The organism is Paraburkholderia sp. ZP32-5 (genome assembly GCF_021390495.1).
Lineage (GTDB): Bacteria > Pseudomonadota > Gammaproteobacteria > Burkholderiales > Burkholderiaceae > Paraburkholderia.
Genome location: NZ_JAJEJP010000002.1, coordinates 798,427 through 811,490, shown reverse-complemented (window position 1 = coordinate 811,490; position 13,064 = coordinate 798,427). Strand labels below are relative to the sequence as shown.

The 13,064-nt window shown below is 60.5% G+C and carries 11 protein-coding genes; 6 read left to right on the top strand and 5 right to left on the bottom strand.

Annotation, left to right across the window (positions count from 1 at the left end; genetic code table 11):
- On the bottom strand, positions 1–321 hold the full coding sequence (ppnP, locus tag L0U82_RS22485) for a pyrimidine/purine nucleoside phosphorylase (protein WP_233834618.1): 321 nt from the start codon (positions 319–321) through the stop codon (positions 1–3).
- Between the two features lie 257 nt (positions 322–578).
- Here ppnP and L0U82_RS22480 point away from each other — a divergent pair, with 257 nt between their 5' ends.
- The gene (locus tag L0U82_RS22480) at positions 579–1,148 is read left to right on the top strand and encodes a cysteine hydrolase family protein (RefSeq protein ID WP_233834616.1); all 570 of its coding nucleotides are present in this window, start codon (positions 579–581) and stop codon (positions 1,146–1,148) included.
- Between the two features lie 410 nt (positions 1,149–1,558).
- Here the strand turns inward: L0U82_RS22480 and L0U82_RS22475 are convergent, their stop codons facing one another.
- Positions 1,559–2,368, bottom strand: a complete 810-nt coding sequence (locus L0U82_RS22475; RefSeq protein WP_233834614.1) for a hypothetical protein — start codon at positions 2,366–2,368, stop codon at positions 1,559–1,561.
- A 509-nt stretch (positions 2,369–2,877) separates the two neighbouring features.
- Between L0U82_RS22475 and L0U82_RS22470 the strand changes: the two genes are divergently transcribed.
- On the top strand, positions 2,878–4,062 hold the full coding sequence (locus L0U82_RS22470) for a hypothetical protein (protein ID WP_233834612.1): 1,185 nt from the start codon (positions 2,878–2,880) through the stop codon (positions 4,060–4,062).
- 52 nt (positions 4,063–4,114) lie between these two features.
- Here L0U82_RS22470 and L0U82_RS22465 read toward each other — a convergent pair whose 3' ends face one another.
- Both L0U82_RS22465 and L0U82_RS22460 read right to left on the bottom strand, forming a co-directional pair.
- Entirely contained in the window at positions 4,115–4,474 is a 360-nt protein-coding gene (locus tag L0U82_RS22465; protein ID WP_233834610.1) for a protocatechuate 3,4-dioxygenase, read from the bottom strand.
- Positions 4,471–5,316 carry a gallate dioxygenase gene (locus tag L0U82_RS22460; protein WP_233834608.1) on the bottom strand — a complete coding sequence of 282 codons (846 nt, stop codon included), beginning with the start codon at positions 5,314–5,316 and terminating at the stop codon, positions 4,471–4,473. Before L0U82_RS22460 ends, L0U82_RS22465 begins: the two co-directional genes overlap by 4 nt.
- Before the next feature lie 434 nt (positions 5,317–5,750).
- Between L0U82_RS22460 and L0U82_RS22455 the strand changes: the two genes are divergently transcribed.
- Positions 5,751–6,452, top strand: a complete 702-nt coding sequence (locus tag L0U82_RS22455; protein ID WP_233834607.1) for a GntR family transcriptional regulator — start codon at positions 5,751–5,753, stop codon at positions 6,450–6,452.
- A complete protein-coding gene (locus L0U82_RS22450; RefSeq protein WP_233834605.1) occupies positions 6,449–7,756 on the top strand; it encodes a LysR family transcriptional regulator in 1,308 nt (435 codons plus the stop codon). The genes L0U82_RS22455 and L0U82_RS22450 overlap by 4 nt, the downstream gene beginning before the upstream one ends.
- Here the strand turns inward: L0U82_RS22450 and L0U82_RS22445 are convergent.
- Entirely contained in the window at positions 7,753–9,894 is a 2,142-nt protein-coding gene (locus L0U82_RS22445; RefSeq protein WP_233834603.1) for a tetratricopeptide repeat protein, read from the bottom strand. The genes L0U82_RS22450 and L0U82_RS22445 overlap by 4 nt on opposite strands.
- A 230-nt stretch (positions 9,895–10,124) precedes the next feature.
- Between L0U82_RS22445 and L0U82_RS22440 the strand changes: the two genes are divergently transcribed.
- Positions 10,125–10,544, top strand: coding sequence for a DUF2946 domain-containing protein (locus L0U82_RS22440; protein WP_233834601.1), 420 nt, complete (start codon positions 10,125–10,127; stop codon positions 10,542–10,544).
- An 82-nt stretch (positions 10,545–10,626) separates the two neighbouring features.
- The gene (locus L0U82_RS22435; protein WP_233834600.1) at positions 10,627–13,014 is read left to right on the top strand and encodes a TonB-dependent receptor; all 2,388 of its coding nucleotides are present in this window, start codon (positions 10,627–10,629) and stop codon (positions 13,012–13,014) included.
- Positions 13,015–13,064: the final 50 nt, after the last annotated feature.

Sequence of the window (13,064 nt, the reverse complement as noted above, 5' to 3'; positions counted from 1 at the left end):
TTACAGATAGCTGCAAACGTAATCGAGCGTTTCGACCACATCGATATCGAAGCGGCTCTCGCCCGGCACCGAAAACGATTCGCCCGCGGCGTAGGTTTTCCACTCGTCGCTGCCATCGAGGCGAATACGGCACTTGCCGGCCTGCACTTCCATCAGCTCCGGTGCGTCGGTGCCGAAGTTCAGCGTGCCCGGCAGGATCACGCCGAGCGTCTTGCGCGTGCCGTCGGCGAAAAGAACGGTGTGCGACACGCACTTGCCGTCGAAGTAGACGTTGGCTTTCTTAACAACAGAAACCTGATCGAATTGCGTTGCAGCCGTCATGGCGGTGTTCCTCTGGATCATCGTGAATGGATGCGTGGGCGCCGGGTCGGCGCGGCGAGCAGTCTGCTGCCGACCGCTCCCGTGGGCACAGTGCCCGGGCGCGAGCCCGCCATCATACATGGCTCTCGGGCGGGGAAATCGCGAGCTAGCCGTGCGACAGTAGATTCTTTGCAGAGTACAGTGGCCGTCATGCGATAGAGTCCGCATATATCCGGCTCGCGATTCCGGCCTTCGACCCACATCGATTCATTCGACACATGCGTCCTCCGCTTCCCTCCGCTGGCGCCGTCCTCCTGCTGATCGACCTGCAACAGGCGATCGATCATCCCAGCTGGGGAGAACGCAACAACCCTCACGCTGAAACGCAGGTGAGCCGACTACTCGCGTATTGGCGCAGCCGGGGCTGGCCCGTATGGCATATCCGGCACGACTCTACCGAGGCCATGTCCCACTATCGACCCGGCCAACCTGGACATGAATTCAAAGCGTCGAACACACCCATTGCCGGTGAACCCGTTATTGCCAAACAGACGAACAATGCGTTCATCAGGACCGGTCTGGAGGATCGGCTGAGAGCCGCGGGCCACCATACGCTGGTCGTCGCCGGCGTCATCACCAACAACTCCGTGGAAGCTACGGTCCGGATGGCTGGCAATCTCAGTTTCGATACCTACCTCGTTGCCGACGGCTGCTTCACTTTCGCGCGAATCGACTGGAACGGAACGCGTCGCAGCGCGGAAGAGGTTCATGCGATGTCACTCGCGAATCTGCACTTGGAATACTGCACCGTCGTTACCACGGACGCGCTGCTGCGCGAAGACAGCTAGGCACCTTCATTGTGATCGGACATTGCGACTACCAGCCAGCTTTTCGCCAACACGCCAAAAGTCGACATCGTCACTCTGCTTCAACGGACGATGCGCTGCCGTGGCGGGAGGAAGAGGAACGAAGCGGGACTCGGCGAAGCTGAAAATGCATTTGCCGCTGTCACCCGGATCGCCGCGAATAGTCCAGGCAGAGTGACGGTGAGAACAAAGAGAACTGGCGAGCAATAGAACAATGCGCAATTAAACGCATGCCGTATTACGGCAATTGCGGAATACCACGCGAAAAGTACTCAGCCCGGCACGCCTTCGCCGGGCTGATTCAGATCGATGACCGCGCAGCGAGCATGTAGAGCGTGCGCCGTATTCGCCGCGCCACCGCTTCAAGTTCGTCGCTGCGATTACAAGCTACATCACCGCCACACGCGATAGCTGACCATCGGCGCGCGATACGCGTACATACGCGGCTGCCCCCAATAGACCGGCGGCCGATAAACCTGATAAGCAACGGCAGGCGCGACCGGTTGCATCACCGTTTCCACGACCGGCATTTCGTCGTACTGCGGCTGTGCATAGACCGGCACGTACTGCACAGGCGGACGCGGCGCATATTCCTGCTGCACGTACATGGGTTGATTATCGGCGTACATCGGTTGCGGCTGCATCTGCGCATAAGCGGGCGCCTGCTGGTATTGCATAGGCATGGCCGGTGCGTATTGCGGCTCCTGATAAGCCTGCCGATACTGCGGCTGCGGTGCGGGTTGGAGCGGTTGCGCCGGCTGTACGGGTTGCGGCACCTGACGCTGTGCGTATTGCCGAGGTTGCGGCGGAATGCTCGTGTACTTCGAGTTGTCGTCTTCGGGAACGCCACCGGCCGGCAGCGGCGGTACGTCCACCCGCGCGACATCGGTCTTCGCGGGTTGCCGTTGTCCGTGATTGTGCGAGTCGATCATGGCCTGGTAATCGGCCTGATCCTGTTTGCCGCGATTGATATAGCCGTTGCGATAAGCGCGGGCCACTTCGGACATCTTGGCATTCGGATCTTCTTTCATGCCGTCCGCATTGACCTGATACTCGTTCGGACTGAGCGAGCCGGTAGGCACGTCGTCGTCAGCGGTCGCATAAGCCTTTTCCGGTCCGTCGGCCCAGGCTGGGGCACATTGCAGCGTTAACGCCGAGACAACCGCCGTCACCCCAAACCCTAATAGGGTCTTTGTTCTCATGATCCACCTCGCGGCCGATAAGAGTTTTGAAAGCCGAAAACGACTTGCCCCGTGCGGCTATTTCTCGTGCCCGTGCAATTGTTATTTTCTAGCACATTCCATTGAGGTCGGTAGGTTTTTTTATTTACGGATGAGGGGTTTAGCGCATTAGGAGAAACGTGGAGAAGCGACAGGCGATGCGGGAAAACCCGATGAGTACCGATGCGCTCATTGCAATGCGACGGAGAACATTGAGTAAAGCGGAAAAGACTCATTCGCGAATGACTTGCTGCGTTTCACAGAAAAGTCACGACATCCATGCCCTTCGCATATGCGTCGGAATGCGAGTCGAACCGGTGAACACTGCCTGAGGCAACCTGCGCTATGATCCCGGGCTGCCTGCGCACGTGTGTTCTTTAGTGCAGCTCGTGTGTGGCAAAACAAACATAAAGTACCGAACGACTCTTTGCTTCCAATACGCGAATAGCAACTTAGACACTTTTCGGCCGGCACAAAAAACGGGGAAATCGATGTGGTTCTTAGGTAACGCGGACGTACCGCGTCGCGAGTATTACAAGTTCAGGCACATCAAGACAACAAACGCCGTATGGGACAAGGTGGTTTCCCCATACAGCAGCACGCCGCTTAGTATCAATCCTTTGCTATTCGCGTATGCCGCGACGCGCGCCTCGATATTGGGCCCCAGGATCGGATTGAGGGGTCATCTGGCAGGCGCTGGGCTGGCGACGGCGTCACTGTCCTATTTGACGCTCTATCCTCCTAAGGGAATTGCGGCACCGCCCACGAAGCGCATCTATCTGCACCACAATTTCGCAAACGCCAAAGACTTCGTGGCTTCGAGCATCAAAGGAACGATCGGCGCCGCAATTGCATATCTGGAAATGCAGGGACTCGGTTATGCGTGGAGCGGTCATTGGGAGGACTGCGTCGCCTCCACGACGGCTAGCGCGTATCCGGACTTCGTGTTTGCTTCGGCGAATGAGGTTTGTCTCGTCGATGCGAAAGGATCCGCAAGCGCATTCAGCGAGATCGGCGGCATGGCGAAAAGCGAATGGAAACGCCAGATTTACTCGAACGCCAAGGCCAAGATGAAACTCGGTGGAGCGCCGACGGAGGGACGCGTTATCGCTTCCGCTCTCACGCCCACCGGGCTGGATCTCGTCACAGCGCATGGCAAGTTCTCAGCCGGCAGCGCGAAATCCGTCAAGGCAAAGCAGCAAGGTTCTCCTAATCCGGGCGCCGTGCGCTCTGTCCAGCGAGTCAATTACACCAATGCGTTCTTTCTGCTCGGTCTGAATACGCTCGCATCCGCATTGATCCCCTCGGACACGCAAGAAAGAGTTCGTCGGCCTACTCGTACTCAAATCGATGAGCAAAGGTCGACCGCCAAACAGCAAGCCGAGGAAATCGACAACGGCGAGCGTGTTTATCTCGGACCATCGCAAGTACTTGCTACCGGCACGCAGCGCGCATGGACGATGCAACCGTTTTGCCGCACGTCCGTCATCGATGCGGTGGTTCGATGTTTTCTCGACAACGATCCCGACGCTCAGGTGCAGGCGACCGAGTTCATGCTGCCGATAAACGTCGACGCCGCACCGGCAAATGCCGACGGTGACGATGAACTGCCAGACCGCGTCGTTTTTCAGAGTCGTGATGGCGTCGGCATGATCTTCACGCGATTGGGCGAGTGATTCGGCACACTGATACCAGGCAACCGGATCGGCCAACCAGCCCCCGGCGGCTTTAAACCGCCTCGGGCACCTTGCGCGTTTTCAGAAACGCTTCGAGCGTTTCACCGCGCATGCTCGCGTACATGCCGAGGTTCGTGATCTTCACCACGCGCGCAAACTTCTCCAGCACGAAGAAGCACACACCATAGCGCACGAGGCCGATCCAGTCCGTGTTGTCGACCAGTGTGCGCTCTTCCTGCGTGAGTTTCGCCGCATCGTAAGCGGCCGCGCGGTTCTCCAGCCACAGCGTACGCGCCGGCGCTTCGCGCATCTGCCAGAAGAAACGGTTCAGGCGCATCGCCTTGATGCTCTGGCGAATATCGAACGGATAGGTGCCCGTCAGTTCCTCGATGCCGACCAGTTGTGGGTTCATTGCGCCACCTCGTCTTCGTAGATCGTCACGGCCATCGCGGTGCTGGTCGCCAGATAGTAGTTGCGGTGCAGTTCGCGAACCTTGTCGCCGAGCGCGCCGCGCATCGCGAGCCACATGATCGTCTCGACACTCTCCGCGCCGCCGAGGCGCACATAGTCGACATGCTTCATCGCGGCAAGACGCTGCGGATCGCTGACGATCAGATCGAGAAACTCCATATCCCATTCGGTGTTGTTAAAGCCGCTGCGCTCGCCGTGCACTTGATGAGACAGCCCACCCGTTCCGACCACCACGACCTTCAGATCCTGCTCGAACGATTCGATCGCGCGACGCAGCGCCTGACCGAGCCGATAGCAGCGATTCGCGGTGGGCAGCGGATATTGCAACACGTTGACTTCGAGCGGCACCAGCGACAGCGGCCAGCCGTCCCGATGCGGCAGCATCAACGACAGCGGCGAATTGCAGCCATGATCGAGCGGCCGGTCCTGGAAGATCGTCATATCGAACTCGTCGGCAACCAGTTGCTCGGCGATATGAATCGCCAGATCGGGATGACCGGCGATGTCCGGCAGCGGACGCTTGCCCGCGCCTTCATCGGCGAATTCGTGATTAGGTGACACACCCAGCGCGAAGGTCGGATAGCAATCGAAGAAGAAACTGTTGGCGTGATCGTTATAGAACATCACCATCACGTCGGGCTTGCGGTCCGCGAGCCACTGCGCCACCGGCTCATAACCTTTGAACAGCGGCGCCCACGCCGGCTCGTTCTGTTTGCCCTTGTCGTACGCGAGGCCAATAGTGGGCACGTGCGATGTGCCGATACCACCAATGATAATTGCCATATTCACTCTCTTCCGTCACTTCGTGTTGCGTGTCGATCGTGTCCGGGTTGCTGGTTCGTCGCGGGTCGAATGTGAGTCGATCGGATAGGATCGGGTTTTCGCCCTGCTAGCCACAGCAACCACTTTGGGATACAAAGATAGGGATTGTGCCGCTTTTCCGGAAGGACGGGTAAACCTCGATCATCAGCACCATAACCGTAAAACCAGCGTAAATGAGGCTTCGATCAAGATCTTCACATCTCCAGGAGCCGTACCGCGTATGACTCATTTGGTATCCCAAACCCACGCAGCAGACTATGAATCATACTTCTAGAGGCCAATAGCCGATAAATAAAATAGATGCCAAGGAAAACAACTCGCAAGGCACTTATTAACGCTTGGTACGGCGCTGCGCACATGGCTATACTTCGGTGCTCCCGACGAGTTAGACGACGATGAACGAGACGACCCAGCAGGCGATTGTCCAGACCTTACGCGAGAGGATTCTGTCGGGCGAACTGTCGCCCGGCCAACGCCTCGTCGAAGCGCAGCTTGCACAGTGGCTCGGCGTATCGCGCACGCCGTTGCGTTATGCGTTGAGTGTGCTGTCGTCGGAAGGTCTGCTCGATCGTTCCGGCTCGCGTGGTTATGTGGTGCGCCGCTTCAGCGTGCGCGACGTGCTCAACGCCATCGACGTGCGCGGCGTGCTGGAAGGACTCGCCGCGCGCTCGGTCGCGGAAAGCGGCGTGAGCCACGCGCTCGCCGTAGCACTCGACGACTGTCTGCGCGAAGGTGACGACATCTTCAATCAAAAGCATCTGAAGCACGGCGACGACGTGCGCTATGCGCAAATGAATGGCCGCTTTCATGCATTGATCGTCGACGCGGCGCAAAACATGGCTGTCACGGCCGCGCTGAGTCTGAACGACAAGATCCCGTTCGTCGCGCCGTCCACGATCGCATTCGACGAATCCGCGCGAGAACACCAGTTCATAATGCTGACGTACGCGCATCGGCAGCACCATGCAATCGCCGACGCGCTGAAGAAAGGCGAAGGCGCGCGCGTGGATGCGTTGATGAGGGAACACACGCATATTTCGAAAGAGAGCCTGAACCTGTCGCTGCCGGCATTGCATCTGATCGCGGGTGCGGCATGACGAACGACACCGCGCGCGCCGGCACCAAACCGGCAACGGCCAGAACGCCGCCACCGGCAAGCAGCAACGACCTGCTCAATCTCGCGCAATTGCGCGCATTCAAACTCGTCGCCGACATGGGCAGCGCAACGCGCGCGGCTGCCGCATTGTTTCGCGCGCAATCGGCGGTCACGCGTTCCGTGCAGGAACTCGAAACGGCGCTCGGCGAACCGCTATTCGATCGCGGTCCATCGGGCATGCTGCCGACGCCGGTCGGCCGCGCGGTGCTGCATCGTTGCGAGCGCATCTTCGCCGAACTCGAAGAACTCGCGCAATGGTGCGCGGCGCGTCAGACGCGCCGCCGCGCTGTCGCGGACGGCGCACTGCCTGCCTATCTGCTGAATACGCGGCGGCTGCAACTGTTCGTCGCGCTCGCGCGGCATCGGCACATGCCGAGCGCCGCGAAAACGTTCGGCATCAGTCAGCCCGCGGTCAGTACCGCGATTCGCGTGCTCGAAAGCGGCTGTGGTCTGAGTCTGTTTCATCGCAGTCCGCGCGGCCTGCTGCTGACGGCCGAAGGCGAAACATTCGTGCTACATGTGCGCCGCGCGCTGAACGAACTGCGGCACGTGCCCGACGATATCGCCGCGTTGCACGGCAAGATTCAGGGCTCCGTGATAGTCGGCGCATTGCCGCTTGGACGCACGTTGATCCTGCCCAGAGCGATCGCGCGTATGAGCGCCGAGCATCCGGGCGTGCGCGTCGTCACCGACGAAAGCGCGTACGAAACACTCGTGGCCAGTCTGCGCGCGGGCGACGTCGACTTTATTCTGGGCGCGCTGCGCGACAACGATGCAACGAGTGGCCTGAAAAACGAACGGTTGATGTCGGAAGAACTCGTGGTGCTGGTACGGCGCGATCATCCGCTTGCGCGCGCACGCAACCTGACGATCACGGGCCTGCGCGACGCGCAGTGGATTCTGCCGCGCAGCCAGGCACCGACGCGCGCGCTGTTCGACGCGCAATTCAAGCGGCTCAAGGTCAGACCGCCGCTGCCGACCGTCGAGACCGCCGATCTCGCGGTGATTCGCGGCTTGCTGCTCGGCACCGATATGGCGGCCGTGCTGTCGGCGCAGCAGTTGCATCACGAGATTCAAGCCGGGCAACTGGTCGTGCTCGATGTGCCGCTGCACAATACGCGGCGCGATATCGGGCTAACGATGCGCGCGGCGAGCGCGCCGTCGCCGGCCGCGCGCGCGTTGATCGATGCGATCCGTCTGTCGGTCGTCGACGTTGCACGTACCGTCAGCATCGACGCCAACTAGTTGCTTGCGCCGAATCGCTCGATACACGCGCGCCGAACGCGCTCGACCGAATCCGCCCAGCCCTCGCCCGGCGCGCGACGAAACAGCCGCAACGTGTGCGGATACCACGGCGAATCCTCGCGTTCGTGCATCCAGCGCCAATCGACATCCCGCTCCGGCAGCATCATCCAGCACGACTTGCCGAGCGACGCGGCCAGGTGCGCAATCGATGTATCGACACAGATCACCAGATCGAGCTGCGCGACGATAGCCGCGCTGTCGGCGAGATCCGTTACGCGTGATCCGATGTCGAGCAGTGGTTGATCCGCGGGCGGATTGCGCGCCTCATCGTCGCCCTGACCTATTTGCAGGCTCACGAAGCTAAGGCCAGGCACAGTCCACAGCGGTGCGAGCGTGGCCAGTGAAGGCAGCGAGCGATGCACGTCGTTATGGTGCTTTGCGTTGCCCTTCCATACGAGCCCGATTCTGTGGCCAGGCGGTAGCGCGTCGAGCGCCGGAGCCCACTGCTCGATGAGTGCAGGATCGAGTTGCAGCCGCGTGGGCCGTGGAATCGTATCGATGGTCGTGCGCAGATAGAAGGGCACGCTCAGCAGACTCGTCCAGCAATCGTAAGTCGATACACGCGCGAGCGCGGTGCTGTGATCGAGCACGGCATCCACACCGTCGACGTTTGCCATCAGTCGATGCAATGCCGGCGCGCACGCAAAGTCGATACGCGAGGCACCCTGCGCCTTCAGCAACGCGATGTAGCGGCTGAATTGCAGCATGTCGCCGAGACCGTCCTCCTGCCATAGCAACACGGACTTGCCGCCGAGCGAATCACCCGCCCATTGCGAAGCGCCAAGCATTGCCCGCGTCTTGCGATGAATAAAGCCCGGTTGCTCATAGCGGCCTTCGTACAGCGGCCAGCCTTCATCGAAGCGCCCCATGCCGAGCAGCAACACGCCTAGTCCGAAACGCGCTTCCGCGTAATCGGCTCGCAACGCGAGCGCGTCGCGATACGCGCATTCGGCTTCGGCAAAGCGCCTGAGTTGCACCAGCGCAATGGCGAGGTTTGCATGCGCCTGCGCGAGTTGCGGATCGACGACGAGCGCTTGCTGGAAGACCTCGACGGCTTCGGGCAAACGATCGAGCACGCGCAACACGCAACCGAGGTTGTTATACGCATGCGCAAAATCCGGCTGCGCGCGAATCGCATCGCGGTACGCCTGCTCCGCTTCCGCGAAGCGCTGCTGCCCGAACAACGCGACACCGAGGTTGTAATGCGCGTCCGCATAATCCTCACGATGAGTCAGCGCTGTGCGATAAGCCGACTCGGCTTCCGGCACTCGCTGGACTTCGAACAGCACCACGCCGAGGTTCACATGTGCCTCCGCGTAGTCGGGCCGGATAGCCAACGCGAGCCGGAAGGCCAGTTCGGCTTCTGCGAGACGCTGCATCGCTTTCAGCGTGCTGCCGAGATTGTTCAGCGCCTCCGGATACTGCGGTTTCAGTGTGAGTGCCTGGCGAAACGCGGCGTCCGCTTCCTCGATGCGCCCGAGTTGCATCAGCACGCCGCCGAGGTGGTTGTGAGCTTCCGCATGGTCCGGCAGCCCGCGCAACGCGTGGCGGAAAGACGCTTCGGCTTCGTGCAAGTGCCGCAGTTCACGCAATACGACGCCGCGGTTGTAGTGCGCCTCCGCATGGTCGGGACGAAGCGTCACCGCGTCGCGATACGACGCCTGCGCCTCGTCCTTATAGCCGAGTCCGTACAGCACATTGCCCAGCTGATAGTGCGCGTGCGCATCGTGCGGGCGCAGCAACACGAGTTGCCGATACACCGATTTCGCGGCCGACAGGCGGCCAAGCGAACTCAGCAGCGAGCCAAGACTCGCGTACACGTCGGCGTAGTCGGGCTTCAGGTACAGACATTGACGCCAGTAGTGCTCCGCATCCGCGGCCCGGTTCAACGCGAACGCACAGACACCGGCGATATTCAACGCGTCGGCCCGCGCATCGCGCGGCAACGACGCATCGTCGAGAAACGGCGCAACGAGCGGCAACGCCTCGGCGAACTGTCCGGTCGAACAGAGCAAAGCGGCCCGCTGGTTGATGTCGGCGAGCGAAGACGTAGTCGAAGCAACAGGCGTGGGCGTCATGAGTCGTGGCGAAGAAAGTCGCGCGTGTTGTGGTGATGTCGAGCCGCTGCGCCAGTGCCGCGGCAACAACGGACGCACCTTCCGCGATCTTCCAGCTTAGGCGATCCGTCGCGACTCCAGCGCGCCGAACTGAGCGGCTTTTTGCCGTCTAATTCGCCGCTATGCTGCGTATTTCGAAGAAAAAGACCGCGTGGCAGTGCTAGAATCGCCGCGTTCCTCTTTCGACCATCATGACTCCACGTTCTCGCAACCGCTTGACCGCATGGCTTGGCCTCGTCGCCATGTGGCTCGTCGTGTTCGCGCCGCTCGTGAGTCAGTTGCTCGTGTCGAACCAGGCGAACGAGCCTTTCGCCGCGCTGTGTTCCGCGCTTCACCCTTCGGGTACCAACGATACGGGCAGCACCGGCGATGCGAGCTTCGCCGCCCAGACCGGCACCGCGCCCGTGCATCTGAGCCACGCCGATGCATTCGGTGCGTGCGGCTACTGTCATCTGCTCGAACATCACGTCGCAATGCCGACGCTCGCCGCAGTTGAGCCACCGGCCGCGTTGCTGCTGACCGGTACCACGCCGCCCACGCTGTCCACCCGCTTCACACCGCTTGGCGCGTTCCCGTCGGGACGTCCACGAGCCCCGCCACTCGTTTCCTGATCGCTGTCAGTCCTGATCGCGCGTTCGTCGCTTATGCCGACGAGGTCTGCGATCGCCTGTTCAATGCATCGAGGAAACGTTCATGTTCAACTTCGCGTTGCGAAGCTTGCCCTTTCGCGCCCGCCGTGGCGCAGTCTTTCCGCGTCGCCGCATCATCGATCGTGCAGTCCGTTGGCCCGCGCTGGTGCCAACACTCGTTCCCGCACTCGTGCCGGCCTTTATCGCCACGCCCGCGCACGCGGATGCCACCAACACCGACGCCACACTGCCGACTGTCAGCGTCATTGCAAACACAGGCACGAACTCCGCGCCGCGCGCGCTCGATCCGAACCTGCCCGCCTCGGTCGAAACGGTCACACGCGAACAGTTTGCGAACTGGAATGTCGTAAATACCGAAGACGTGCTGAAGTACATGCCGAATCTCGCGGTACGCAAGCGCTTTATCGGCGATCTGAATTCGATCATCGCGGTGCGCGGCACCAGCAACACGCAAAGCGCGCGCGGCCTCGTCTATGCGGACGGCTTGCTGTTGAGCAACCTGCTCGGCAATAGCTATTCGTTTCCGCCGCGCTGGTCGATGGTATTTCCCGACGAGATCCAGCAGGTCGATGTGATCTACGGGCCGTTTTCCGCGCTTTATCCGGGCAATTCGCTGGGCGCGACAGTACTCATCAGCACGCGCATGCCGAAACAGTTCGAGGTCAATGCCGATGTAAAGGCATTCACGCAGCACTTCAGCCTGTTCGGCGTGAACCAGAATTTCAATGGCAGCGAGGCAAGCGCGTCGATTGGCGATCGGATTGGCAAGTTCTCGTATCTGCTCGGTGTCAATCACCTGGAGAACACCAGTCAGCCATTGCAATTCGCGACGCTCGCGCAGTCGGGCACACCCGCGAAACCCGGCGACACGCCGGTCAACGGCGCGTACTTTTACAATAACCAGACCAATGCGCCGACGGTCGTGCTCGGCGTGAACGGCGAAGGCATCGAGCACACGGTGCAGGACCAGTTCAAGCTGAAGATGCAGTACGACTTCACGCCGACCTTGCAAGCCGGCTTCACGCTCGGCTACTGGCATCAAACCTACGACAGCCAGGCGTCGACGTTTCTGCGCGACGCCAATGGCAACCCGGTGTATAGCGGCAATGTTTCGATCAACGGCTACCACTACGCGATTCCAGCGGCCGCGCTGGCGCCGAGCCTCGGTCACAGCGAAAACTGGCTCTATGGAGTCTCGCTGAAAACACGCAACGCGAACGGCTGGAATGGCGAAGCCATCGCGTCGTATTACGACATCGGCAACAGCGTCGCGCGTACCGCGAATGCCGGAGGGCCCGGCAACGGCCCCGGCACCGTACTGTTCGGCGACGGCACAGGCTGGAAAACGCTCGATCTGCGCGGCACGTACACACCCTTCACCAATCAGGCGGGGCTCGGCAATCACGCGCTGAGTTTCGGCTATCACTACGACAACTACTTTCTCGACAACCAGAGCTACAACACATTGAACTGGCGCGACGGCGACGCGACATCGTTTGCCAATGCATTTACCGGCAAGACACAGACGCAGGCACTCTATGCGCAGGACGCGTGGCGCTTTTTGCCGCGCTGGAAGTTCGTCTACGGCGTGCGTTATGAAGACTGGCAAGCGTACGATGGCGCGCAGTCGCTGCCCGGCACAACCGTTCCGTATAGCGATGTCAGTCAGCGCCATTTCTCGCCGAAGGCGTCGCTGTCGTTCGACGTCAGCGATGATCTGACCTTGCGTGCGTCGATTGGCCGCGCGTACCGCTTTCCGACGGTCAGCGAATTGTTCCAGGGGCAAATCAACGGCTCCGCGCTGGTCAACAACAATCCGAATCTGCAACCCGAAGACGATCTTTCAAAAGAACTCAGTGCCGAATGGGCGCACTGGAATGGTGTGTTCCGCTTCTCGCTGTTTCAGGACGACGTGAAGAACACGATCTTCAGTCAGACCGACACGACCGTGATTCCAAACGTGACGAACTTCCAGAACATCGGCAAGGTCCGCTCGCGTGGCGTCGAAACGAGTTATTCCGGCGAGGATGTGCTGATACGTGGCCTCGATCTGCTCGCGAGCGTCGCTTATACGCAATCGAAGATCATCGAGAACGCACAGAACCCGGCCACCGTCGGCAAGTACTTTTACCGTATTCCACTGTGGCGCGCGGATCTTGCCGCGACTTATCACTTCGACGCACGCGCGGCATTGACACTCGCCGCGCGCTACTCGGGTCGCCAGTACAACACGCTGACCAATACCGACACCAATCCGAACGTATTCGGCGGCACCAGTACCTATACGGTGGCCGACGCGAAATTCACGTTCAAGCCGACGAAGCTCAGCGAAATCGGCGTGGGCATCGACAACCTGTTCGATGCGCGCTACTTCGTCTATCACCCGTATCCCGGCCGCACGTTTTATGTGGAAGCGAAGCTGCGCATTTGAGCGACACATGCTGCGTCATACGCACCGCTTCCCGCTTCAAAGCCATCGAT